At 63.9% G+C, this 25451-nt stretch carries 19 protein-coding genes and 1 pseudogene; 11 read left to right on the forward strand and 9 right to left on the reverse strand.

Annotated features, from left to right (window positions below):
• Positions 1 to 7 precede the first annotated feature (7 nt).
• The 4 genes and pseudogenes from VCS63_RS28725 to VCS63_RS28740 all read left to right on the forward strand — a co-directional run.
• Complete coding sequence (locus VCS63_RS28725; RefSeq protein WP_323881807.1) at positions 8 to 1687, forward strand: ATPase, T2SS/T4P/T4SS family; 1680 nt, start codon at positions 8 to 10, stop codon at positions 1685 to 1687.
• Positions 1684 to 2529 (forward strand): type II secretion system F family protein, encoded by an 846-nt coding sequence (locus VCS63_RS28730; protein WP_313378163.1) that lies wholly within the window; start codon positions 1684 to 1686, stop codon positions 2527 to 2529. Before VCS63_RS28725 ends, VCS63_RS28730 begins: the two co-directional genes overlap by 4 nt.
• Before the next feature lie 99 nt (positions 2530 to 2628).
• Positions 2629 to 3501 (forward strand): type II secretion system F family protein, encoded by an 873-nt coding sequence (locus tag VCS63_RS28735; RefSeq protein ID WP_042796900.1) that lies wholly within the window; start codon positions 2629 to 2631, stop codon positions 3499 to 3501.
• A 122-nt stretch (positions 3502 to 3623) separates the two neighbouring features.
• Positions 3624 to 3734: pseudogene (locus tag VCS63_RS28740) on the forward strand (DUF192 domain-containing protein); the annotation flags it as partial.
• A 6-nt stretch (positions 3735 to 3740) separates the two neighbouring features.
• On the opposite strand, the gene VCS63_RS28745 reads toward VCS63_RS28740, so the two are convergent.
• Entirely contained in the window at positions 3741 to 4544 is an 804-nt protein-coding gene (locus VCS63_RS28745) for a BPSS1780 family membrane protein (protein WP_042792872.1), read from the reverse strand.
• A gap of 65 nt (positions 4545 to 4609) precedes the next feature.
• On the reverse strand, positions 4610 to 5578 hold the full coding sequence (locus tag VCS63_RS28750; RefSeq protein ID WP_042792873.1) for a homoserine kinase: 969 nt from the start codon (positions 5576 to 5578) through the stop codon (positions 4610 to 4612).
• A 221-nt stretch (positions 5579 to 5799) separates the two neighbouring features.
• On the opposite strand from VCS63_RS28750, the gene dusA reads away from it, so the two are divergent.
• Complete coding sequence (gene dusA / locus VCS63_RS28755) at positions 5800 to 6780, forward strand: tRNA dihydrouridine(20/20a) synthase DusA (RefSeq protein WP_323881815.1); 981 nt, start codon at positions 5800 to 5802, stop codon at positions 6778 to 6780.
• Between the two features lie 28 nt (positions 6781 to 6808).
• Here the strand turns inward: dusA and VCS63_RS28760 are convergent, their stop codons facing one another.
• A complete protein-coding gene (locus VCS63_RS28760) occupies positions 6809 to 7267 on the reverse strand; it encodes a CBS domain-containing protein (RefSeq protein WP_042792875.1) in 459 nt (152 codons plus the stop codon).
• Between the two features lie 38 nt (positions 7268 to 7305).
• Entirely contained in the window at positions 7306 to 8616 is a 1311-nt protein-coding gene (locus VCS63_RS28765; protein ID WP_042792876.1) for a YihY family inner membrane protein, read from the reverse strand.
• Between the two features lie 17 nt (positions 8617 to 8633).
• On the opposite strand from VCS63_RS28765, the gene VCS63_RS28770 reads away from it, so the two are divergent.
• The 3 genes from VCS63_RS28770 to VCS63_RS28780 all read left to right on the forward strand — a co-directional run bounded on the left by VCS63_RS28770 (position 8634) and on the right by VCS63_RS28780 (position 11421).
• On the forward strand, positions 8634 to 9005 hold the full coding sequence (locus VCS63_RS28770) for a DUF2069 domain-containing protein (RefSeq protein WP_042792877.1): 372 nt from the start codon (positions 8634 to 8636) through the stop codon (positions 9003 to 9005).
• Positions 9002 to 10489: a protein adenylyltransferase SelO gene (locus tag VCS63_RS28775; RefSeq protein WP_063639585.1), complete on the forward strand. Its 1488-nt coding sequence runs from the start codon at positions 9002 to 9004 to the stop codon at positions 10487 to 10489. Before VCS63_RS28770 ends, VCS63_RS28775 begins: the two co-directional genes overlap by 4 nt.
• Before the next feature lie 212 nt (positions 10490 to 10701).
• On the forward strand, positions 10702 to 11421 hold the full coding sequence (locus VCS63_RS28780) for a response regulator transcription factor (RefSeq protein ID WP_042792879.1): 720 nt from the start codon (positions 10702 to 10704) through the stop codon (positions 11419 to 11421).
• 15 nt (positions 11422 to 11436) lie between these two features.
• Here VCS63_RS28780 and VCS63_RS28785 read toward each other — a convergent pair whose 3' ends face one another.
• Both VCS63_RS28785 and VCS63_RS28790 read right to left on the reverse strand, forming a co-directional pair.
• Positions 11437 to 12888, reverse strand: a complete 1452-nt coding sequence (locus tag VCS63_RS28785) for a HAMP domain-containing sensor histidine kinase (RefSeq protein WP_323881810.1) — start codon at positions 12886 to 12888, stop codon at positions 11437 to 11439.
• A gap of 95 nt (positions 12889 to 12983) precedes the next feature.
• The gene (locus tag VCS63_RS28790) at positions 12984 to 14957 is read right to left on the reverse strand and encodes an EAL domain-containing protein (protein WP_323881811.1); all 1974 of its coding nucleotides are present in this window, start codon (positions 14955 to 14957) and stop codon (positions 12984 to 12986) included.
• A 512-nt stretch (positions 14958 to 15469) separates the two neighbouring features.
• Here VCS63_RS28790 and VCS63_RS28795 point away from each other — a divergent pair.
• From VCS63_RS28795 to VCS63_RS28805, 3 genes are read left to right on the forward strand one after another with little or no spacing between them, the layout of a single operon-like run.
• A complete protein-coding gene (locus tag VCS63_RS28795; protein WP_042792881.1) occupies positions 15470 to 16852 on the forward strand; it encodes a putative bifunctional diguanylate cyclase/phosphodiesterase in 1383 nt (460 codons plus the stop codon).
• Positions 16853 to 16888: 36 nt separating this feature from the next.
• On the forward strand, positions 16889 to 17959 hold the full coding sequence (gene aroC, locus VCS63_RS28800; protein ID WP_042792882.1) for a chorismate synthase: 1071 nt from the start codon (positions 16889 to 16891) through the stop codon (positions 17957 to 17959).
• A 37-nt stretch (positions 17960 to 17996) separates the two neighbouring features.
• Entirely contained in the window at positions 17997 to 18836 is an 840-nt protein-coding gene (locus tag VCS63_RS28805) for a M48 family metallopeptidase (protein ID WP_063639583.1), read from the forward strand.
• A 29-nt stretch (positions 18837 to 18865) separates the two neighbouring features.
• On the opposite strand, the gene VCS63_RS28810 is transcribed toward VCS63_RS28805, so the two are convergent.
• From VCS63_RS28810 to VCS63_RS28820, 3 genes are all read right to left on the reverse strand, one after another.
• Positions 18866 to 20824 (reverse strand): LapD/MoxY N-terminal periplasmic domain-containing protein, encoded by a 1959-nt coding sequence (locus VCS63_RS28810; protein ID WP_063962185.1) that lies wholly within the window; start codon positions 20822 to 20824, stop codon positions 18866 to 18868.
• 17 nt (positions 20825 to 20841) lie between these two features.
• Positions 20842 to 21525, reverse strand: coding sequence for a transglutaminase-like cysteine peptidase (locus tag VCS63_RS28815; protein WP_063639696.1), 684 nt, complete (start codon positions 21523 to 21525; stop codon positions 20842 to 20844).
• A gap of 103 nt (positions 21526 to 21628) precedes the next feature.
• On the reverse strand, positions 21629 to 25451 hold a 3823-nt coding region (locus VCS63_RS28820; RefSeq protein ID WP_323881813.1), incomplete at its 5' end, for a VCBS domain-containing protein.

Below are 25451 nucleotides of genomic sequence, written 5' to 3' on the forward strand. Positions count from 1 at the left end.
ACTAGAAATGACATTCGAGGATGCGGCGGTACGCCGCTTGACGGTGGCCATGCCGGTGCTGATCGGACGCGCGGCGCAATGTGGCCTGCGCATCGCGAACTGGCGGGTTGGGCGTCAGCATGCCCGCTTGCTGCGCGAAGAGGCTGCCATCGTTCTCGAAGATCTTGGCACATTGGCGGGAACGCTGGTGAACGGCGAAAGAATCGTGCGCCACGGCCCGGTACTGCCCGACGACGAGATCCTGATCGGGCCTTGCCGGTTGCGGGTCCGCCCGGCCGCTGGTAGCCAGCAGGACGACACGTCGGGCGGCGCTACGCCCGACGTGTCGGCACAGGGATCGATGCTAGTGCCGGATTCCCCTGCACCGCCCGTCGCCGCAATCTCGCCGCCCATCCTGTCGCCGCAATATCAGTTGCAGGAACGTCGGCGTTTGCACGCGGCCTTGCTCGCAGCGCTGGATCTGCGCCGACGTGACGTGGCCGGCATGAGCGACAGCATGTTGCGTGCCGAGGCGGAGCGCTTGTTGACACAGATTGTCGCCACGGACGCAGACTTGCCTGCCCAGGTGGACCGCGCAGCGCTCTGTCGCGAGGTGCTGGACGAAGCGGTCGGCCTGGGGCCGCTGGAACCCCTGCTCGCCGCCGCCGACATCACCGAGATCATGGTCAATCGCCATGACGAAATTTACGTCGAGCGAGCGGGCCGCCTGTCGCGCCATCAGGCAGCGTTTACCAGCGAACAATCCGTGCGGTGGGCCATCGAGCGCATTGTTACTCCCTTGGGGCGGCGTATCGACGAGAGCTCGCCCATGGTGGATGCGCGCCTTGCGGACGGTTCCCGGGTGCATGCCGTCATTCCGCCGGTGGCAATGCGGGGTGCCTGCCTGACCATACGCAAGTTTCCGCAACGTCGCCCCGGGATGCCCGATCTGCTTGCGGCGGGCTCATTGAGTAGCGCCATGGCGCGGTTCCTGGCGCTGTGCGTAAGAAAACGCAGGAACCTGGTCGTGTCCGGCGGCACCGGATCCGGCAAGACGACATTGCTCAACATTCTGTCGAATGAAATCCCCGATGGCGAACGTTTGGTCACCATCGAGGACGCGGCGGAGCTCCGCCTGAACCACGAGCACCTCGTGGCGCTTGAAGCCCGTCCGGCCAATCAGGAGGGGCGCGGGTGCATCGATATCCGGGAGCTTGTGCGCAATGCGTTACGCATGCGGCCTGATCGGATCGTGGTGGGCGAGTGCCGTGGGCCGGAAGCGTTCGACATGCTGACCGCGATGAACACCGGCCACGAGGGATCGCTGACGACATTGCATGCCAATTCGCCTCGGGATGCTCTGGGCCGGCTGGAGTCGATGATCCTGATGGCGGGCCTGGATCTTCCTTTGGTCGCGGTGAGGGAACATATTGCGGCCAGTGTGGACATCGTGGTGCAGCAGGCCAGGCTATCCGACGGACGGCGAGTCGTGACGTCCATCGCGGAGGTCACCGGCATGGAAAGCGGGCGCATACAGCTTCAGGACCTGTTCCGGTACGACCGTCTGCGGGGTTTCGCTGGGTGCGGTGCCTTGCCCGGCTTCGTGCGCGAATGGGCGCAAACCGAGGAGACCTTCGATCCAGCCTGGTTCTCCGATACGTCCGCGGCCGGACCGGGCGCCGCGGTGTTCTCGCAAGGCACGCCATGATCTGGCTTGCAGCAGGTGGCGCCATGATCTGCGTGTTGCTGCTGGCGTGGCGCGTCCAGGCCTGGTTTGCCCCGGCGCTGCGCCGCTACCGCCAGGTCTACACCCAGGAGGCGGGCTTGCGTTTGAGCGAGGTGTTCCTGTTCATCGATCCGGCCCAGTTGTGGGTGGGCGCGGTGGCGTGCGCTGCATTGGCCGCCGCATTGTCCTACGCCGCCACGGGCAAGGGGGTGCTGGCCGCCGGGACCGCAGTGCTTGCGTCTCGCTTGCCCGGGACTCTTGTGAATGCACTGCGGCGCAGGCGTGCCCGGCGGTTTGAACACCAACTGCCGATGGCGTTGCTGATGCTCGCCTCCGCCTTGCGCGCGGGCGTCGCATTGACGACAGGCTTGCGCCACGTGGTCGAGCAGAGCGCGGCGCCGCTGGCCCAGGAATTCGGATTGATGATGCGTGAGCAGCGCATGGGGGTGTCCTGGGACGTTGCGCTTGAGAATCTGCGTGGCCGGATGCCGGCCGATTCCACCGTGCTTGTCGTGGCCGCCATGCGCATTGCGGCGCAGACCGGCGGCAACCTGGCGGAAGCGCTTGAGAGTATCGCCCAGACACTGCGCGCCAGGCTGCAGCTGCAGGCAAAGCTGCAGGCGCTGACGTCCCAGGGCCGGCTGCAGGCCTGGATAGTGGGAGCCTTACCCTTGTTGCTCCTGGTCGTGCTGGATCGCCTGGAGCCCGAAATCATGGGGTTGCTCTGGCATACCCCTATCGGCTGGAGCGTGCTGGCCATCGTGGCCGTATTGGAGATCGCAGGTATGTTGCTGATCCGGCGCATCATCCGGATCGATATTTGAGGTTCCGTGCATTGGGTGTCATGTGTGGCGGCCGGGAACACCCCGGCGAGCTTTTGCCATGAAGCCGGGAAATTGGTGGATGGCGTGACGGAGGAAGTCATGTGGTTGTACTTGAGCCTGTTGACGACCGCGCTGGTTGCCGGTTGGTTGACGTGGGTGGGCTTGAAGCCATTGTTATTGGAAAGCCCGGGCGCATCATCCGCGCTGCCATGGTGGTGGCGGGCCGCCTGGCCCTGGGTGTCGGCGGTGGCGCCCTTGGCCGAGCCGTTGTGTTCCTGGCGCTGGCGTGTACGGTTGACGCGAGCGATTGAGCAGGCCGCCTTGCCCGCCGGCATAAGTTATGCGCATGTAGCGGCGCTATGCTGGAGCGCGGCGGTGGCGGCCGGCGGCTTGGCGGTTGTGGGATCCATCATGTTGACGCAGGCGCAGCCCTGGGCTTGGAGCCCGTGGGCGGTGGCGGTTGCCTTGGTGTCTGGCGCCGCGCCGGTATTCTGGTTGCGAGGGCTGGCGCTCAAGCGGCGGCGCAGTATCGAACGCGACCTGCCTTTTGTGCTCGACATGATGACGTTGTGCGTGGAAGCAGGGCTGAGCGTACACGGAGCCTTGCAGATGGCTGCGCAAAGCGGGCCGGCCGGCGTGTTGCGCGATGCGTTGACCGATGCCTTGGCAGAAATGCGGGCAGGGGTCGCCAGATCGGCCGCGATCAAGGCCTTGGCGGAACGCAGCAACAGCCCGCTTGCGCGCAACTGGGCCGCTGCCGTGGCGCAGGCCGAAGCGTTGGGCATCAGCCTGGGGCCCGTGCTGCGTGCGCAGGCAGCGCAAAGCCGCAGTGACCGTCATGCGCGCGCGGAGCAGTTGGCGATGCAGGCGCCCGTGAAAATGTTGCTGCCCCTGATCGGCTGCATTTTTCCGTGCACTTTCATCGTGCTGGCTTTTCCGATTGTGGTGCAGCTGTTGCAGAGCGTGCAATGAATGGCGGCGGGTCATCGGCGCCGCGCGCCCGGCTCAGGCTGCTCAAGGTTTCCAGCTGGTGCGGACGCGCGCGAGGCTTGCTGGGGCGCAGGCCGCCCGGGCCGCGGACTGGCATCCTGCTGATGCCTTGCGCCGCGGTGCACACCTTTGGCATGCGTTACGCCATCGACGTGGCGTTTGTATCGAGACAGGGTAGGGTTGTGGGAGTGCGCAGGGCGCTTGCGCCCTGCCGCATAGCCTTATGCCTGGGCGCCGTTGCCGCTGTCGAGATGCGCGCCGGTGTTTTCGATGCCGAACACGGAGGTATAGGCGGGATAGAAACTGCAGTACAGCACGCCACCCGCGGCAATATTGAACGGAATTTGCAGCGTGCCGGCCAACTGCGGTGACAACCCGATCGCAACCAGAAGGCCGGCGCAGAGGTCAATGAAAAGAAACACCAGGATCCACGTGGCGCCGTAGACCAGGAAGGGCAGCTTGTTGCGCCAGCAGGCGATGCCGGAGAAAAACAAGGCCTGGACCAGCTTCAGTCCATGCCAGGCGACCAGCACCGGTGCGTGCCAGAACAGCGCAGCGATCACGACATACACGACCGCGAACAGGGTCAGAGGGACAGCCATGGCGGACAGGATGGGCTCCATGGACTTTTCCACTGAGGCGATCCGCATGCCCTCGACCATTGCGTCGGTGAAGGGCAGGAAAATGACCAGGCCGGTGACGATGCAGAGCGCCGCGTACAGCAGGCCCATCAGGAACAGTTTCCTGAATACGCCTGGCTGCTTGAGCGGCTTGGCCCACATTGAGGGCAGCATGATTCGGTCGGCTTCGACGTGCTTGCACGCCGACAGTGTCATCAGGGTAATGATGGGCATCAGCGCCACGACCAGTATGGGCCCGACCGGCGGCGTCGCGGTGGCAAAGATGACCAGAAGGCTGATGGCCATGGCCCAGGTGAACATGGCCAGTGGTTGCTTGCGGAACAGACGGAAGCCGTCTCGGACCCATTGCCAGCCGGATGTCGCGGGTAGGAATGCTGCTTGCATGGCTCTTTAAAGGGGGTGATCTCTCAAAAAGGGAGGCGCTGTCCTCATTATGGGGGGCGCAAGGGTTACGGCAATATTGGCAGGCCGGGGCGGTGGCGTGCTTGCAACACTCTTTCGAAATGCCGGGGATCGTGCGGTTTGAGGGTTTGCGCCGGCCGCGGCAGGAAAAAGTCATACAGACGCGATATCCAGAAGCGCAGCGCGGCGGCGCGCAGCATCAGCGGCCAGGCTTCACGCTCCGCGTCGGTGAACGGACGCACGGCCGCGTATGCCGCCAGCCAGGATTCGACCAGCTCGGGCACGAATTCGCCCGTGTCCCGCTCGATGCACCAGTCATTGACGCTTACCGCCACGTCGAACAGCCAGGTATCGCAACCAGCGAAATAGAAATCGATAATGCCGCCCATGAGCGGGTCTTCGAAAGTGCCTGCAAACAGGACGTTGTCCCGGAACAGGTCGCAGTGGGCCGGGCCCGCCTGCAAGGCCTGCCAGGCCGGCGTTGCGGCAGCAGCCTGTTGGTCAGCCAGTTCCGACGAGAGCAGCTGTGCCTGGGCCGGCTCCAGGAAGGGCATGACCTTGGGCGCCGTTTCCAGCCACCACGACAGGCCGCGCAGATTGGGCTGGTGCAGCGGGAAATCGCGCGCTGCAAGGTGGGCGCGGGCCAGCGTGCTGCCCGCCAGGGCGCAATGCGCCGCGCTGGGCGCGGGCTCGTAACCGCCGGGCAGGCGCGACACGATGGCGCAGGGCTTGCCGTGCAGGGTCGTCAAGCGAGTGCCGTCCAGCAGGGTCTGGGGCCTCGGCACGGGAATGCCGCGTTCGGCCAGGTGGTACATCAGCTCGATGTAGAACGGCAGCTGCGCCTGCGTAAGTACCTCGAATAGCGTCAGGACGTACTCGCCGCGGGTCGTGTACAGGAAATAGTTGGTATTTTCGATACCCGCCGTAATCCCCCGAAGCGAGACAAACTCGCCCAGATCGAAATGCGCCAGGAGGGCGCGAGCGTCGTCTTCGGAGACAGGGGTGAATACGGCCATTGATGTGCGGGATGTAAGGGTTGTCGGACGCGCTGGCATGCCGGTTTCGGCTGCGGCGGCGCAATTTTAGACCACATGGACGGCCTGCCTGCCCGCCATCCGGCGAAGCGGCCGGATCCATCGCCCGGGCACAAAGCCGCCAAGCACCGTAAAATACCGCATCCCCTTGTTTTGTAGAGTGATTCTTGGACTCCCCCGACTGGCGGCTGTGCGTCGCCCCGATGATTGATGTGACCGACCGCCACTGCCGCTATTTCCATCGGTTGCTGGCGCCGCGCGCGCGCCTGTACACGGAAATGATTACCACCGGCGCGCTGTTGCACGGCAATGTGGAACGTCACCTGGACTTTGACGAAGCCGAGCACCCGGTGGCCCTGCAATTGGGCGGCAGCGAGCCGGACGCGCTGTCGCATTCGGCCCGGCTGGGCAGGAAGTGGGGGTACGACGAGATCAACCTGAACTGCGGTTGCCCGTCGGAGCGGGTGCAAAAGGGCGCGTTTGGCGCATGCCTGATGGCCGAGCCGTCTTTGGTGGCAGATTGCATGAAGGCCATGCAGGATGCCGTAGACATCCCGGTCACCGTCAAGCATCGGCTCGGGCTGGATTACGACGAGTCCTATGAGTTCGTCCGGGATTTCGTGGGCAAGATATACGACACCGGGTGCCGGGTGTTCATTGCGCATGCCCGCAACGCGGTGCTCAAGGGCCTCACGCCCAAGGACAATCGGGAGATTCCTCCTCTGCGCTACGACGTGGTGCGGCAATTGAAGCGCGACTTCCCGGACTGCACCTTCGTGCTCAATGGCGGTCTGGCGGATGCCGAGCAGTCCGTGCGGGCCGCCGGGGATTTCGATGGGGTCATGCTGGGCCGTGCGGCGTGGCACACGCCGCGGGTGTTGTCGGAGGTGTCTCTGCAGCTATGGCCATCGGTACGGCTACCCAGCGATGCGCAGGTGGTCGACGCGATGACGGAATACGCGGCGCGGCAGGTAGCTCGTGGCGTGCCGTTGCGGGTAATGACCCGCCCCATGCTGGGGCTGGTGAATGGCCAGTCCGGCGCGCGCCGCTGGCGCCGCATGTTGTCGGATCCGGCCCTGTTGGCCGCGAACAATCCCGAACTGATCTACGATGCCTGGCGCAGCCAGCGGCATGCGCCGGATATGCGCGGCGCCGCGATAGAAGCGGCGCCGGCAGGGGTGTGACGGGCTGCCAGCGTGGCTGGCCCCGGCTTCAGGACTTGGCGGGTTCGGCGCTTTCCGTTGGCCAGTCGCGGATGTAGGCCTTCAGCATATTGTTTTCGAACTGCTGGGCCGCCACGATAGCCTGGGCCATGTCGTAGAACGAAATGACGCCCATCAGGGTGGGGCCGTCCATGACCGGGATGTAGCGGGCGTGCTTTTCCAGCATCAAGCGCTGCACTTCGTCGGCGCTGGTGTTGGGCGACACGCTGACGGGGGCATCGTCCATGATGGAGCGGATGGTGGTTTCACCGGCGCCGCCATGCGCATGCATGTGGCGGATGATCTCGCGGAACGTGAGCATGCCGGTCAGCGTCCCGAATTCCATGATCACCAGCGAGCCTATGTCCTGCTCGCTCATTGTTTGGACGGCCTGGGACACAGGCATGTCGGGCGACGCCGTGTAGAGCGTATCGCCCTTGACGCGCAAAATCTCGCTGACCTTCAACATCGGTTCCTCCTGGGCGGACTACGCCCTGATGCTATTTGCTAATTCTTTTTCGCTTCCAGCTGCAATATGGGAGCGATTCCATTTTCGGTATTTTGCGCTTCTCCGCAGACTTCTTCCAGCGTGGGCGCATTTTGCTGGGAAATTACGGCCGAGGCGACTCGTAATATTTCCGGGTCGTTGCGGACCCTGGGCTGGCTGCGATCCAGCAGAAAGTGGTCCACCACGGGCGCCATCGAGGTTTGGCGGGCATCGCAGGTCAAGACCCAAAGGCCTTCCGGGCTGCGCGTGGCGAGCCCCATTTCAGCCAGGGTTTCCAGCACTTCGTTAAGTTCGTCCTGGTGCAGCCGAAGCTGCGCCGCCAGGACATTGGCGGGCAGGCCCGGAGGATTGGTCGCCTGCGCCTGGCGCAGGGTACGCAGCGCATCCACGGCGTCCACGAACGGCGCGCCGGGGTAACGGTTGATGTCCCAGCGGCCCAGGCGGATGAGCGGCGCGCTGGATGCCAGGATGGCCCCCAGCAGTACGGCCAGCCAAGACAGGTAGATCCAAAGCAGGAAAATCGGCAGGGTGGCGAAAGCGCCGTAAATAACGGTGTAGGTGGGGAAACGCGTGAGGTAATAGGCGAATGCCGACTTCATGATTTCCAGCACGATCGCCGTCACGCAGCCGCCGACCAGGGCGTCGCGCCAGAGAACTTCGCGGTTGGGAACCATGACGAACAGCGCGGCGAAACCGAGGCCAGTCAGGATCAGCGGAATGAACGACACCGCCACGCTGACAGCTTCCGGCACGTCGCGGACCAGTCCCAGCGATTCCCGTGCCACGAACGAGGTCGCCCAAAGGCTTGCGCCGGCCACTACTGGGCCCAGCGTGATAATGGCCCAATACACCAGCGCGCGCTGGCGCAGGGGGCGCTGACGCGTCACATGCCAGATGTCGTTGAATGCCTTGTCGATCGTCATGATCAGCAATAGCGACGTAATCAGAAGGAACGCGCCACCGATGGCGGTCAGGCGTGAAGCCTGGCGCGCAAACTGATTCAGATAATCCATGATGTTGTCCGATACGGACGGCGGCATCAGGCTGTTGGCGAGGAAATCCTCGAGGGCGACGCGGAATTCCTGGAATACGGGAAAAGCGGTGAACAGCGACAGGACCACGGCCAACATCGGCACAATGGCCAGGACGGTCGTGAAGGTCAGGCTGGACGCCACTTGCAGCAGTTTCTCTTCGCCAGCGCGTTCGGCGCTGAAGCGCAAAACGCGACCGGCCCTCACGATCCATGAAGAGCGCGGGGTCGAGTGCTCGGTGGCCGCCGGCGTGGCGGCAGGCTCGGCGGGGCGATTCATCAGGCGATAATAGCAGCATGAACCCTGAACTCAACCCCCGTTTGCGCCTGCTGGCCTCGGTTTCGCTGTTCGCCCTGATAGTGCTGTGCGTCACCTGGGAAACCGTGGTGGCGCCGGTGCGGCCGGGCGGGTCCTGGATGTTGCTGAAGGCGCTGCCGCTGGCATTTCCGCTGCGTGGCGTCCTGCGGGGCAATCTCTATACCTACCAGTGGGCTTCGATGCTGTCGCTGCTTTACCTGATGGAAGGGGTGGTGCGCGCCATGTCGGACCCGGCGCCCCTGTCGGTAATGATGGCCTGGGGCGAGATCCTGCTGTCGGCCACCTTCTTTCTAAGCGCCATTTTTTACGTGCGGCCCGCCAAGCGGGCCGCCAGGAGGCAACGCGCATGAGCGCCCATACGCTGTCCGATCTGCGTGTCGTCAATTCCTTTGCGGACTTGCCCGCAGCCTTCTACACCCGGCTCGAGCCGCAGGCGCTGAATAATCCGCGTCTCTTGCACGGTAACGCCGAGGCCGCCGGTCTGATCGGCCTGGATCCGTCCGTATTGTCGACTCCCGAGTTTCTGAGCGTGTTCTCCGGCGCTCGGCCTCTGCCCGGAGGGGACACATTGGCGGCGGTCTACAGCGGCCACCAGTTCGGGGTCTGGGCGGGCCAGTTGGGCGATGGCCGGGCCCACCTGTTGGGCGAGGTCGAAGGGCCGCAGGGAAACTGGGAGCTACAGCTCAAAGGCTCCGGGATGACGCCTTATTCGCGCATGGGCGATGGCCGCGCGGTGTTGCGTTCTTCGGTGCGTGAATACCTGGCCAGCGAGGCGATGCATGGCCTGGGCGTGCCCACGACGCGGGCGCTGGCGCTGGTGGTGTCCGATGATCCAGTCATGCGGGAAACCGTGGAGACGGCGGCCATCGTGACCCGCATGTCCCCGAGCTTCGTGCGTTTCGGTTCTTTCGAACATTGGTCGTCGCGCCGCCAGCCTGATCTGCTCAAGACCTTGGCGGACTACGTCATCGACCGCTATTACCCCGAATGCCGGGATGCAGGGACGGGCGAGGCCAATAACGACGTCGCTCCCTATATGAACCTGCTGCGCGCCGTCACGCGGCGCACCGCGCTATTGATGGCGGACTGGCAGGCGGTTGGTTTCTGCCACGGGGTGATGAATACCGACAATATGTCCATATTGGGATTGACGCTGGATTACGGCCCCTATGGCTTCATGGACGGTTTCCGCCTGGGGCATGTCTGCAATCATTCGGATTCCGAGGGCCGGTATTCCTGGAACCGTCAGCCGTCCGTAGCGCTTTGGAACCTGTATCGCCTGGGCGGCAGCCTGCACGCGTTGGTGCAGGACGTGGAGGGGCTGCGGGCCGTTCTGGACGAATTTGAACCGGTTTTTACGCGTGCCTTCCACGACCGGATGGGCGCCAAACTGGGCTTGGCCGCATGGCGGCCGGCCGACGAAGCGCTGCTGGACGATCTGCTCAAGCTGATGGACGCCAACCAGGCCGACTTTACGTTGACGTGGCGGCGCATGGCCGATGCCTTGTCGGGCCAGCGCAGCGCATTCGAGGATTTGTTTATCGACCGGCCGGCCGCGGGAGCGTGGCTGGATCGCCTGGTCGAACGACATGCCCAGGATGGCCGGCCGGCACAGGAGGTGGTTGCAGGCATGAATCGTGTGAACCCGCTTTATGTGCTTCGCAATCACTTGGCGGAAGAGGCGATTCGCGCGGCCAAATCCGGCGATGCCGGCGAGATCGACACGCTGATGAAGCTGCTGCGCAACCCTTACGAGGCCCAGCCGGGACATGAGCGATATGCGGGGCTGCCGCCGGATTGGGCGGGCAGCCTGGAGGTCAGTTGCTCGTCGTGATTCGGCTGCCAGCGGCAAAAACCGAACGCGGATGAAAGCGGTTTTGCTGCGATTTACGAGAAAATAACCGTTTGGACAAGGAATATCGCAGTTTTTTTCATTGCAATCATTCGTTTCCATTGTAAAAGACGTAAGATTATCGCCAACGGAATACCCGGGACTCTGCGTCGCGGGGCATTTGTCGATAATCTTCAAAATAAAGCACTCTAAATATGGCTGGCGCAGATGGTTTGCTGTGTATCGGTCTGCTTGAGGATGACGCCGACTTCCGGGAGGAGTTGGCGTTAGGCTTGGGTGGCTATGGTTTCCGCGTGGCATTTGCCTGTGATAATGCCGCGGCGTTTTATCGCCGGTTGCAGGAGCAGCCCTGCGATATTGTCATTCTTGACGCCCATCTGCCTGGAGAAGACGGTTTCTCCGTGGCGACCCGTTTACGCGCGCTCAGTCCGGTCGGCATTGTCATGCTGACGGGTCGTAGCGCGCTGGAAGACCGGGTGCGCGGCCTCGAGGGGGGCGCCGATGTCTATATGACCAAGCCGGTGGATCTGCTGGAGCTAAGTTCGGTCATCCGCAGCCTGGCCCGCCGGATGCGTCTGGCCAAGGCGCCGCGCCCCGCGGATTCGGAAACGCGCGCCTCCGCCGATACTTCATGGTCCCTGCAGGATGGCGGCTGGATCCTGGTTGCCCCAGACGGCGCTTCGCTGCACCTCAGTGCCCAGGAACGGACTTTCCTGATTGCCCTCATGGATGCTGCCGGCAGCGCAGTCAGCCGCCAGGTGCTGGCGGAGTTGTTTTTGCCGGACAGCCCGGGCGGCTTCGAATTGCGCCGCATCGACGTGCTGGTCAGCCGTTTGCGCGCCAAGGCGCAAAGCGCGGGCCTGAAATTGCCCGTGCTGTCGGTGCGCGGTCAGGGTTACGTGTTCGCGGCCTGAATCTCGTGATGGCGGTCAAGCCGCCGGCGCGCTGGACGGCAAGGTCACGACGAAGCGCGTGCCGACGCCGACCTCGCTTTCCATGGTCAGCGAGCCGCCCTGGTTCTGGCAGATGCGCCGGGCCAGGTACAGGCCGATACCCATGCCTTGCGTTTCCCGATGCGCCGAGCGCCGGAAATGCGGTTCGAAAATCTTGGCCTGCTCCTCCTTGCCTATCCCCGGGCCGCGGTCGATGACAGCTACCCAAGCCATGGGAATGGCCCCGACCCGCGTATGGCCGGTTTCTATGCGGACAGGTTCGTTGGCCGGCGAATACTTGATGGCATTGTGGATCAGGTTGCGCACGACCACGCTGGTCAGGGGGCGATCGCAGTAGACGGGCAGGGAGTCCCCGGCCTGCAACATCAGCGCGTGCGCGGTATCCGGTTGCATGGCGGTGACGACATCGCGCACGAGATCCGCCATGTCGGTCTGTTCGCCACGAGGCGTCCACGCCTGTTCACCCAGCCGGTCCTGGTTCAACAATTGGTCCATGAGTTCGGTCATGCGGGCGACCGAGCGATGGATGCGCGCGAGGCGGTTGTCCACGGCTTCGCCGCTTTCGGCAAGAATCATGTCGAGGGACTGGGCTGCCGCGCTGACCGTGGCCAGCGGCGCGCGCAGTTCGTGCGAGATCAGCGCGTTCATTTGGCGCTGCGTGTCGAGCGCGCCCGCCAGTTCGGCCAGCCTGAGTTCTCCCTGCGCGAGGTGCTCCGCGTCGCTATGCTCATGGCCCGCGCGCTTCGAGCCCTTCTGCGCATGGGCTTGTTGGCCGATCGCCAGCAAGAGCAGGGCGCTTGCCACCAGCAGCAGCCGGGCCAGTTCGGCGAGCGTGCCCGCGGCCGCGCCGCCGCCCATCAACCAGGCATCATGGCCCAGCAGCCAGGTGGAAACGATGTACGCACAGGCCAAGGCCAGCGAGGAGGCGCGCGCGGGTGTCTTGCCTGCGGCGCGGACCAGAAACCAGACAGCCAGGGGCAGGCTCGCGATGGCGCACGCGCCGGCAATGACGGTGGACACAATGCCGTTGCCGGGGTCGTAGGCGATGATCAGCGCCAGCACCGCCGCTATCGTCAGCGCCACGCTGGACCAGCGGGTGGCTGTTGCCAGTTTGGTCGCGGACGCGGCCGAGAGCATGGGCGTGGTCAGCGCCAGCAAGGCCGCATAGGAGCCGGCTTGCAACGCCGCCGGCGGCAGCAGTGCAGGCATGGAGCGGAATATGCCTTCCAGCAGCATGAAGGCCAGTCCGGCGCCGTAGATGGCATTGCGGGTGGCTGCCCAGGCAACGGCACAGGCGGTGCCGCAGGCTATGGCGACACCGGCCGTCAAGCCCAGGTGCAAGTCTTCGTATGAGACGTCCAGGTTGTAGGCCAAGGCCGCATTGGAGCCGAGCAGGGCGCACAGCAAGGCTCCCAGGCGGGGCAACATGGCTGGCCGCGCCGCGGGCGCGTCATCGGCGCGGCGCGGGCGCAAAGGCCTGCGGATGCGAAGAAGCCAACAGATGCGAAGCAGCATGCCTTCCGTCAACTGGAAACCCATGGATGATCAGGAACGAGGTCTTGCGTCTGGGCGGAGTTTACGACAGGCCCGCGCATGGCGTGGACACCGATGCCCGCCAGCACGTTCTGCGTGGCGATGTCGGGCACGTCTTCCGCATAGACGGCGATGCCAAGCGCCGCGGCGGTTGCGACGACCGTCGCCGCAAGATGTTGGCTACCCGGGCTGTGGAGCAGGCCGGTGATGAAGCCGCCGCACAGTTTGAGGTAGGACAGGGGAAACTCGTGCAGATGCTCGATGGCCCCGAACTGGTACGACAGCCGGCTCACGCCGACCCTGGCGCCGGCGGCCACGACAATGTCGCACAGCTGCCGCAGCTCCGTTCCTTGCACGGCCAGCGCGGCCGCGTCGACTTCCACGATCAGGCGGGCGCTCAGGGCTGGGCGGTCCGCCAGCATGCGTTGCAGCCGCGATTGGAACGATGGCTGGGTGATGGAGGGGAGCGAGATCGGCACTGCCAGCGCGCCAGGACGCGCGAACAGCCAGTCCAGCCCCAGGCGAATGGCCTGTATGTCGCATTCGGTGGAGAGGCCGAGCCGCACGGCTGCAGGCATGAAGATGGAGGCCGGCACGGGGTCGGCGCCCGTGGTGTCGTGCAGGGTAAGGCTGGCCTCCTGGTGCAACAGCGCGCCGGACATGTCATGCAGGGGTTGCACGGACAAGGAGAACCTGTGTTGTTCCAGCGCGGTGACCAGGGCGTCGTGCCAGCTGTACTCCCCGATGTGGGTGCTGTCGGGCGCGCGGCTGGCTTGGGCGATCTGATCGTCGTCGGCGCTCTCGGCGCACATCAGGGCGTGGTCCAGTCGCGCCAGCGTGTCGCTCATGCTGTCGCCTGGCGCGTAGGCGGCGAGCGCCAGTGCCCAGCGGCAGGACTCGTGCTTGTCCATGGGCACGCGCAAGGAGCGCAGTTCGCGCCGGACCCGCTCGGCCAGCAGGCTGGCCTGCGGGGCCGAGGTGCGAGGCAAGAGCAGCGCAAAGTCGGAACCGCTGATGCGCGCGAGTATGGCCGCAGGGCCGCCAAATTCGGCGACCAGCTTGCGCAGGCGGTCGGAGGACGAACGCAGCCACTGGTCCGTGAAGGCCCGCGAGAGATGCCGATTGATCTGCGCCAGGTCGCGTTGGCGGAACATCAGCAGGTGGCCGCCGGCTTCCGGGTCTTTGTCCGCCAGAGCCGACCTGAACTGGTCGATGAAATACTTGCGGTTGTGCAGGCGGGTAATGGGATCCCGGTAGATCTCGCTTTGCAGAGATTCGATCCGGGCATTCTGTTCCTGGACGGTAGCGGCAACCATGCGCTGTGCGTCGACCAGCGCCTGATCAACGCCTGCCAGTTCGCACCCTCCGCTCAGCGCATTGCGGTTTCCCGGGGCCAGCGCGCGCACGCGTTCGCAGATATCGCGCGAGGTGCGAGCTTCCATTCGTTGCGCCAGGTTCACCGAAAACAGGACCCACAACAGCCCCGCAGCCAGTACCAGCCCCAAGACCCGCACGCCGCCTTGCCACAGCGTATTGCGAGCTGCGCGTGAATCGGCCTGTACCGTGACGGTGCCACGCAGGGTGCCGTCCGGGCTTGCATATGAAAGCGAAACGGCGGGCGCTTCCATGCTCAGCCAGACATCGCGCCAATCGTGTTCCCGGGACTGGGAATCGGTCGGCGGCGTTTGCCGTTCGATGATGGAGGAGCTGTGGTCGTCCGTGATGCGCACCAGCGCGTAACCGCCTCGCGCGAACATTTGATCTGCCAGCGCCATCCGCTCTCCAGGGCCGCCCGCGGCATGCGACAAGGCCCAGGCCAGCGCGTTGGCGCCGTCAGTGCTTTGCTGTGCCAGTTGCGCGCTGAGATAGCGGTGCGCAGCCAACATCCCCACCGCCTGCGCGCCGAGCAGAACGAGGCCGATCAGGATGGTGGTGAAGACGAGTAGCCGGCGGAATGTGGACATGTATGTGGAGGTTCCCTTCCTGGCCGCTGAGCGGCCTGAACTGAGGACTGCCAGGTGTCCGGTTGGAACGGCGTCGGATCGTGACCGGCGCAATAAAAGCCTGGGTACGAAGGGTGACACGAGCCACTAATACATCAGTGGCACAGCAATTCTACATGTCACAGAAGGTACCGAATATTACTAAATTCGTGCCAGGAGGGGACAAGCTGTGCAATTATTTCGATGCTGTCGGTTTTTGAATGACAACTATCGAGACACGGTGTATTAATTTTTCGGGTGCGGCTGTCGTAGTAGTAGGGCGAGCATGGCGCAATAGGGGCCGGCCCAAGCCTTACATGGTCCGTCCGAACCCTCCGTGAACAACCAGAGAAACCGTAGGAATACAGGGAAAAGAGGTGCGTTGCCTCTGAAGTGTGGCGTTTTTGCGAAAATAATGCATATTTTAAAAAATGTTACAGCCCTTGGGTTCCATTCCGAACCGCAACGCCAGGGGCTTATGGATAGGGGGCTCCGTGCGTGAGAGTTACCTGCTCGCACTGTGCCTGACGCTTGCGGGCGCACTTGTGGCGATGTGCTTGGTCTTCGTGCGCAGGGAACGTCGGTTGCGTCAACGCCTGACGCGCGATGAATTGACCGGTGCCCTGAGCCAGCAGGAACTGCACCGGCGCGCGCGCGCCTGGCTGAACAATGCCGAAGGCCGAACGGCCCGCGGCGCTTTCTTCCTGGTGAGCTTCGAGCAATATGCCGAGATCAGCGCCATGTTGCGCGCGGGCGAAGACCAGCACCTGCTGCTGCAGGTGTCCGACCGCCTGCGCCTGATCTGCCGCTCCATGGGCGGCATGGTGGCACGCACGGGGGCGGATGCGTTCACCGTCTGCGCGCCCGACGTGGATGAAGCGGGCGCGGCCCAAGTGTCCGCCAAGCTGCTGGAAGCATTGAGCGTGCCCTATGAACTGGGCGGGCGCCCGCTGATGGCGATGTTCCGGGTTGGGGCGGCCTTGTACCCCGAGCACGGCCGCAGCGTGGAAGAATTGCAGCGTTGCGTGCAGGTGGCCCTATTGCCGCTGAAGGAACGTGGCGGGCCGGGCTGGAATCTGTTCGACTTCAGGATGCTGGCACGCCAGCGCGACCAGCAAGGGCTGGAAAACGACCTTCGGCTGGCGCTGACGACGCCGGCCATGGAGCAGTTCGAACTGTATTACCAGCCGGTCTGTGACAGCGGCACCGGCATGGTGCAGGGGTGCGAAGCGCTGCTGCGTTGGCATCATCCCGTGCTTGGCAGCGTCTCGCCCGCCGTGACGATCGAATTGGCCGAACGCAGCGGGCTGATCGTGCCGCTTGGCGCCTGGATCCTCGAAAAGGCCTGCATGCAGGCGGCGCTCTGGCCGGCAAGCTGGCGTGTACACGTGAACCTGTCGGTCAAGCAGATGAACGAGGACGGTCTTGTCGAACTCGTGTCGAATGCGCTGGCAGCCGCGCGCCTGGCGCCTCGTAAGCTGGTGCTGGAAATCACGGAATCCCTCTTTATCCTGCACTACGAACGGCACGTAAAAATCCTGAACACGCTGCGGGCGATGGGCATAGGCGTGGCGCTGGATGACTTCGGCTGCGGTTATTCCAGCCTGAACCACTTGCGCCGTCTGCCCATCGATTGGGTCAAGATCGACCGCAGCTTCATTTCCGCGCTGGAGTCCGACGCAGGCAGCCGCGAAGTCGTCTCGGCCTTGTTCGGGCTGTGCCAGGCGATGCACCTGCCGGTGGTTGCGGAGGGTGTCGAAACCGAGGGGCAGCGCGAGATCCTCAAGTCCCTGGGTTGCCGGGTGATGCAGGGTTTCCTGTTGGGGCGCCCGGCGCCGGCATCGGAAATCCAGGCTTTGGCCTCGGCGGTGTCATAATCGGGGTTGCTTGCAAATCCGACCTGTTGACTCCCTATGCCCGGCAATACCCTAGGTACCCTCTTTACCGTTACCAATTTCGGCGAATCCCACGGGCCGGCCATCGGTTGTGTCGTGGACGGCTGTCCTCCGGGGCTGTCGCTGGACGCTTCCGACATCCAGCTTGAACTGGACCGCCGGCGTCCTGGCACCTCCCGCCACGTCACGCAGCGCCAAGAAGCGGACCAGGTCGAAATCCTGTCGGGCGTATTCGAGGGCGTGACCACGGGTACGCCGATCGGCCTGCTCATCCGCAACACGGATGCGCGTAGCAAGGACTATTCCAACATTGCCGATACGTTCCGTCCGGGTCATGCCGATTACGCCTATTGGCGCAAATTCGGCGTGCGCGATCCGCGCGGGGGCGGCCGGTCGTCGGCGCGCCTGACCGCGCCCACTGTCGCCGCGGGCGCCATCGCCAAGAAATGGTTGGCAGAGCAGTACGGCGTCAAAGTGCGCGGCTACATGAGCCAGCTTGGTCCTATCCCCATTCCCTTCGTGACGTGGGACGACGTCCCCAATAATCCGTTCTACGCGCCCAACGCCGGGATCGTGCCGGAGCTGGAAGCCTACATGGACCAGTTGCGCAGGGATGGCGACTCCGTCGGCGCCCGGATCGAAGTCATCGCCGAGAACCTGCCTGCTGGCTGGGGCGAGCCGATCTACGATCGTCTGGATGCGGACATCGCGCATGTGATGATGGGTCTGAACGCCGTGAAGGGCGTGTCGATCGGCGCGGGTTTCGACAGCGTTGCACAACGCGGCTCGGAGCACGGCGATGAGCTTACGCCGGACGGCTTCCTGACCAACAACGCGGGCGGGGTGCTCGGCGGCATTTCCACCGGGCAGCCCGTGACGGTGTCGCTCGCCATCAAACCGACTTCCAGCATTCGCGTCGAACGTCGTTCCGTGAACCGCGCCAACGACCCCGTTATGGTGCAGACGCTGGGCCGCCACGATCCTTGCGTCGGCATCCGCGCCACGCCCATCGCCGAAGCGATGCTCGCGCTGGTCCTGATCGACCATGCCCTGCGCCATCGCGGCCAGTGCGGTGATCCGGTAGTCTGATACGCTGTCGTTCTTCTAAATCGACTGGGGGCACGCCATGAAACGGAAACGTCATTTGCTGCGCAATGCGGGCGCTGCGCTCGCGCTGGCGGCCCTGGCGGGCTGCACGGGCATGAATACCACGCAGTCCGGCGCCATAGGCGTCAATCGGACCCAGTACATGTCCAGCATGGTGCCTTCGCAGGCGTTGGAGCAGGAAGCGACCCAGCAGTACGCGGACATCCTCAAGCAGGCGCAAGCCAAGGGGCTGTTGGACCGCGACCCCCAGCAGGTGGCGCGCGTTCGCGCGATTTCCCAGCGGTTGATCGCGCAGGCCGGTGTGTTCCGGCCGGACGCCGCCAGCTGGAAATGGGAAGTGCACGTGCTGTCCAGTAACGAAATCAACGCCTGGTGCATGCCGGGTGGCAAGATCGCCGTCTATACGGGCCTGCTCTCCAAGATCAAGCCCACGGACGACGAGCTGGCGGCGGTGCTGGGGCACGAGATCTCGCACGCCTTGCGTGAGCATGCGCGCGAACGCGTATCCCAGCAGATGGCCACCAATCTGGGGTTGTCGGTCCTCGCGATCGCCACGGGGTCTTCCGCAGCTTCCGATCTGGGCGAACAGTTCACCAGCGTGATGTTCACGCTGCCCAATAGCCGCACGCACGAAACGGAAGCCGACCGCATGGGCGTGGAGCTGGCGGCCAGGGCGGGCTATGATCCGCGCGCCGCCGTGACGCTGTGGCAGAAGATGGGCGCTGCCGACCAGGGCAGCGCGCCGCCCGAAATCCTGTCGACCCACCCGTCTGCCGCATCACGCATCAGCGATCTGCAGGCCGCTGCGCAGCAAGTGCTGCCGCTGTACGAACAGTCCAAGGGTAAAGCCGCTCGCTGAGGCCGCTTTGGCGGCCCCAGCGGCCCGGTTTATGCCGCGGCAGTCTTGACGCCGGGGCCGCGCATGACGCCGATGCCCAGTCTGGCCAGGATGCGCTGCGTTTCGGCATCCGGCACGTCTTCCGCATAGACCGCGATATTCAAGCCGCGCGCGGTTTCCAGCACGGATGCCGTCAGTTGCTGGCTGCCGGGGCTTTGGGACATGCCGCCCACGAAGCCGCCACCCAGCTTCACATACGACAAGGGCAGGGTGTGCAATTGCGCCACCGCGCCGAACTGCTGCGCCAGCCGCCGCACGCCGATATGCGCGCCGAATTCCGAGGCGACGCGGGCCAGCGTGGCGATCTGCTCGTGGCATTCCACCAAGCCGTGCGCGTCGATCTCCAGGTACAGGCGGCGCGCCAGCGGCCGGTGTTCCGTGAGCAGCAAGGCCAATTGGCGGAAGAACTTCTGGCCGCGCAACGAGGGCAGGGCCACCCGCACCGCCAGTTCCCCGGGGTTGGCAGCCAGCCAATCCAGCCCCAGGCTCACGGCCTCCAGATCGCAATCGGCGACCAAATCCAGGCGCACGGCGGGCGGAATGAACAGCGTTGCCGGTATCGGTACCTGATCGGCGGCAGTGCGCAGCATCAGCATGGCCTCGGTCCGGACAGGGCTGCCGTCGGTGGCTTGCAGGCTTTCCGTGGCCAGTTCGAAACGGTGGTCCTCCAGCGCGGACAGAATGGCGTCCTTCCAGGCGCGTTCGCCGGATTCCGAAGGCGATTGCATGTCGGTGGCGCCAGCGATCACGACCTGGTCGTTGCCGGCGCTTTCCGCTCGCATCAGTCCGAAGTCCAGGCGCGCGAGCACGGGCCCCGCCTGGTTGCCGTGGCCGTAGTCGGTCATGGCCTGTGCCCAGCGGCACAGATGACCTTCACCCACGGGGATGCGCGAAGCGTGCAGATCGGCGCGCACCTGTTCCGCGACCATCATGGCCTGGGGCGCCGCGCAACCGGGCAGCAGCAGCGCGAAATCCGATCCGTTCAAGCGGGCCAGCAAGGGGGAGGCCACGTGCATGCTCTTGAGGGTGCCACGGATGCGCTCGCACGCCGTGCGCAGCCACTGGTCGATGAACTCGCGCGGCATGTGACGGTTCAGGTCCGCAAGGTCGCGCTGGCGGAACACCAGGACATGACCGCCTTCGATGCCGCGTCCCGTCGGGATGGCCGGAGCTTCGAGCGCGCGGCGGAACTCGTTGACGAAGTACTTCCGGTTTGGCAGGCCGGTGACCGGGTCCTGGTTCAGTTCCAGCTCCAGCGATTCGATCTTGGCGTTCTGTTCTTCGACGCTGGCGTGGATGCGTTCGCGAGTCTGGTTCAGCGCTTGCACCACTCCCGACAGTTCGGGCACGCGCGCTTCGACCTGTTCCGTCGGGGATTCCTGGCCAATGCTGCGCACGTGATCGCTGATTTCACGCAGCAGGCGATTTTTGATCCAACCCACCAGCATGAAGGCGAATACCGCCCACAGGATGCCAGCGCCCACCACCAGGGCGATCATCTTCAGGCTGCTGCGCCACAGGGCTTCCCAGGCATAGGCGTCGTTGGCGATCAGTGTGACTTCGCCGATCTGGCGCCAGCCATCGCTGACGGCGTGACTCGCCGATTGCGCGGTCAGGGGGGCCAGGGCCTGGAACCAGGCGGGAACGGACGCCGCGGTCGCGGTGGACTTCCGTTCGATCAGGACTTTGCCTTCAGGGTCGCTCAAGCGCACCAGCGAGAAATGCCCGCCGTCGTAGAGCGCCGATACCAGCAATTCCTGCACGACCGGATCATTGTTGGCGGGCTGCGAGAGCGACAATGCAAGCGACACGGCAGCGTCGGTGCTCTGCACCTGCAATTGCCCGGACAGGTACTCCCTGGCGGCATTTACGCTGAGCGCCAGCGTGCCCAGCAGGATGACGCCGATGGCAAGGGTAACGCTGAGCAATAGCTGTCGAAGTATGGACATAGTCTTGTTTCCGAACATCAGGGGCGCACGCCTTCCCGTTCCATGCGTTGAAGTAGATCACGCCAGCGGCTGAGGCGGTCAACCGGCGCGGCGGGTTTGCCGTCCACGTAGACGCCGTCGGCATTGAAACTGAACACCGGCGTCAGGTCGCGACGCTGCGTGGCGGGCAAAATGGTCGAGATCAGGTTGTCCAGCACGAGTGGCACGGCGTTCGGGGTTTCGTAGTAGCCCAACACCATGTGGGCGATCTGGGTGCTGCTGGCAGCTCCGCCGATACGAGCGCGAACATAGATGAAACGCAACTTATTGGCCGGGACGCCCAGCGCCAGCAGCGTGAAATACTTGCCGATGACGTAGTCTTCGCAGTCTCCTGCGCCTCTGCCCAGCGATTCCAGTGGCGTGGCCCAATAATCGGCCTGCTTCCATATGGTGATGTCCTCGCCGGACATCAACGAGCGGTTCCAGAAATCATTGGCCTGCGTGAGCGCGCCTCTTTCCGGCGCGGGAGCAGGGCTGCGCATCAGTTGCAGCCATTCCGACACCGCTTTGGATCCTTTCGCGCCATAGCGGCTGGCCGACAGGCTTTGCAGCCGGTCGGCGTTCACTTCCAGGGCGGAACTTCCGCTCCAGCCGCAAGCCAGGCATAGCAAAGCCAATCGGCACAGCTTCAGCACGCTTGGGTAACGGCGGGTCGATGGCATGAACCGGATTTTCACATGTTTCTGAACGTTTCTGTTGAAAAGTCCAAAAAAATGAGACGTCCGGGGGAAGGGCTCGACGAACCCTTCCCCTGTTTGCTAGCGCTTAGCTGTGGTCGACGTTCAGCTTCCCCTTCTGCAGCAGGTCATTGATGATGGCTTGGTTGTTCATGACCTGGCCGTTGGCGTCGTGCGTGAGGTCGACGTTCTCCAGCACGATCTTCTGATCCGCGCCCTGGGTGCCAAGCTTGCCCTGGGTGTTGATCTCGACGAGCGTGTTGTTGGAGTTGGCCGGATCCTGCTTGAAGTTCAGGTACTGCGACAGGTTGCCGTCGTTCTCGCCCACGAGCAGGTCCTTCAGGTCCAGGACGTCGCCGCCATCGGCGACCGAGGCCTTCGAGAAGTCCTTGATCGTGTCGATGGCCGGGGCGCTGGTGGTGCCCTGGTCGTTGAGTTCCCACTTGAACGTGTCGCTGCCTGCGCCGCCGACCAGGATGTCATTGCCCTGGCCGCCGATCAGGACGTCATTGCCGTCGCCGCCATGCAACGTGTCGTTGCCGGTGCCGCCATACAACGTGTCATTGCCTGCATCGCCGTACAGGGTGTCATCGCCGCCCTGGCCGTAGATGATGTCGTTGCCGTTGCCGCCGTGCAATTCGTCATTGCCGCCGCGCGTATCGCCCTGCACGTCGAAGATCGAGTGATTGTCCAGGATGAACTTGTGCAGATCCGCGTCTGTGGGCTGCACGCCGTTCTTCAGCAGCAGGAACTGCTTCAGACCGTCCAGTCCAGCGCCGTCGCCCAGGTCGGCCGGCTTGGCGGGATTGCCGTTCACGCCCCAAGGCAACTGATCGGTATTGATCGTGTCGCCGAACAGGATGTCATTGCCATCGCCGCCGAAGATCTTGTCGTTGCCGACAGGCGCCAGTACGTTGCTCGAGCTGCCGCTGATCAGCGCCGATTCGAGATCCGACGGGTTCAACACGACCTGAGAGTTGTCGGTACGACCTGTGGTGTACGTGCGGATATTGTCGATATCCACGCGGAACTGCCCGCTGCCCGAGCTCTTGTCATTGACGATGAACTGGTACAAGTAGTCGCCCGGCCCATAGATACCGGTTGTCTTGGTATTGGCCTCGCTACCCGATTCGACCTCCTTCCATGCCGTGCCGTTCCACTTCAGCAGAACCCATTTGAACGTATCGCCCGTTCCCTTATTGCCCAAGCTTGCATCGAAGCCAAACGAGGCCCCAGCGGGATTGGTCACCACGATCTTGTTCGCGGCATTCATGGTCACGGTGTAAGCCTGACCGTCCGACGTGGTGTCGGTGATGCGCATGGTACTGCCGTTCTTTGCGGCGGTACCGGTTCCATCCTTGTCCCAGTTGGCAGGATTGTTGGCGCCCGAAGTACCACTGAAGTCCACGTAGATCTGACCACCCGAGGTAAACCGGCCGCCCGTGTTGTCGTACTGGTTGAGCGTCGAAGTGGAGACGCCAGAGCCGATCCCGATCCCGTGCACTTCGCTGACGTTGGACAGGCGGGAGAACTCGGTGTCGCGGTTGTAGTTCGACTCGTAAGTGGGTTCACCGTCCGTCAGGAAGAAGGTCAGCTTCTTGTATGGGTTGCCGTAGGCGTCCGTCGTGGGCTGACCGTCGAACCAGTCCTTGGCTTCGCGGAATGCCGAGCCGTACGGCGTGCCTCCACCGGTCTTCAGATCCATAAGGATGTCGACCATTTCGTCAACATTGCCAACCGTAAGACCCGAGATTTCCTTTTGCAGCTTGCTCCCGCTACCTTCGAACGTGATAAGCGATATGTTGATGGTGCCGTCGTGGGTCGCCAGCTGATTCTCCAGCAGGGCCTTGAGAGCCTTCTTGGCGGTGTCCAGGCGCGACTCGCGGCTAGCGCCAGAGCCCCATTTTTCCGCCATCGAACCGGACAGATCCAACACCAACGCAATGTTGTAGCTGGCGCCCGGCGTCACGTTCTTCATCATGCCGCCCTGGTCGCCCAACAATACGTCGTCGCCGGATCCGCCCTTCACGGTTTCGTCGCCGTTATTGCCAGTGGTGAACTGGTCGACGTGCAGCGTGAACGTCTGATCGCTGGACGTGTCCTGGCCGCCGTTGGCAGTGCCGCCGGTGTCCTTGACCTGGAACTGGAAGGACGCGCCCGCGTTCTCGCCAACGTTCGAGGCGTTGGGCGTATATACCAGCTTGCCGCTGGCGAGATCCGCCGCGCTGATCTCCTGGCCTTGCGTCACAGCCTGGCCATTGAGGTACAGCGTGCCACCGGAAGGCAGGGAATCGATGATTACCGACTTCATCGAATGGCCTTCCACCGGGTCGGAGAAGGCGAAGTCCTTCGTGCCGAACACGTAGTCCTTGCCCTCGGTCACGTGGCCGAAACCATCCTGGGACACAGGCGCGTCGTTCACCGGCAGGACATCGATGTCCAGCGAGGAAGACACCTGGCCCGTGCCGTCCGTCACGGTGTAGGTGATTTGCGGCACCACACCGTTCCAGTTGGCGTTGGGCGTGAAGACATAGCTGCCATCGGCATTGATGAAGATCGAGCCGACACCCACGATGTTGGCCGTGGCGCCAGCGGCATACTTCGTGCCATTGATGGTGAATTCGGCGACGCTCAGTGCATCGTTGTCCGTGTCACTGGAGCCCGTGAGCACGTTACCGGACACCGTCTGGTCTTCCAGGCCGTGATTGGTCTGGGCCTGGATCACCGGCAGGTCATTGGTCCCGTTGATGGTAATGGTGATGGTGCTGGTGGCGGAGCCATCGGCGGATGCGACCGTGTAGGTCTCGACGATGGTCTGGCCGGCCTTCAGGAACTGCACGGCGGCGTTGTCCACCTTGTAGGTGTATGTGCCGTCGGGGTTGATGGTCACAGCGCCCAGCTGGCCGCCGGCGTGCGTGCTGCCGGTGAACTTGAGGCTGCTCGTGTTGAAGGTCGACTCGCCGGTATCGGTGTCGCTGATGGTGACCGCGCCATTCACGCTGAGCTTGCCGTCCGACACGCCCACGTCTTCGGTGACCGACTTCGCATCATTGGTCACCTTCGGCACGTCGTTGGTGCCGTTGATGGTGATCGTGATGGTGCTGGTGGCAGTGCCGTCAGCGGACGCGACCGTGTAGGTCTCGACGATGGTCTGGCCGGCCTTCAGGAACTGCACGGCGGCATTGTCCACCTTGTAGGTGTACGTGCCGTCGGGGTTGATGGTGACCGCGCCCAACTGGCCGCCGGCGTGCGTGCTGCCGGTGAACTTGAGGCTGCTCGTGTTGAAGGTCGACTCGCCGGCGTCGGGGTCGCTGACGGTGACCGCGCCGTTCACGCTGAGCTTGCCATCCGACACGCCCACGTCTTCAGTGACCGACTTCGCGTCATTGGTCACCACGGGGATGTCGTTGGTGCCGGTGATCGTGATGGTCAGCACGGCTTCGCTGGAGTCGCCGTCAGCATCGGTAACGGTGTAGCGGATCGTTTCGGTCAGCAGCTGCCCGGCCTTCAAGGCTTGCACTGCGGCCAGGCTGTTGTTGAGCTGATACGACCAGGTGCCGTCGCCATTGTCGACGAGCTGACCGTACTTGGCATCGCTGGTGTTGAGGACGGCCGTGGCCGCGTCGGCGCCGAGCGTGTCGTTGGTCAGCACGTTGCCGGTGATCGGAGCAATCGTGTCTTCGGTAATGCCAGCCGTGTCGTCGTTGGCGACCGGAGCGGTGTCGAGGATCTGGATGACCAGGTCGTTGCTGGTGGACACGCCGGCCACGTCGGTGACGGTGACGGTGAAGTTGTCCTTGACGGAGTCGTCGCCCGCGGTGTGGTCATCGGCGCCGCCCGTCTCCTGATAGGAGTAGGAGATGGTGCCGGTGGCGGCGTTGTAGCCGGTGACGGTCAGGATGCCCTTGTCG

The organism is Achromobacter sp. D10, assembly GCF_035282245.1.
Taxonomy (GTDB): domain Bacteria; phylum Pseudomonadota; class Gammaproteobacteria; order Burkholderiales; family Burkholderiaceae_B; genus Achromobacter; species Achromobacter insolitus.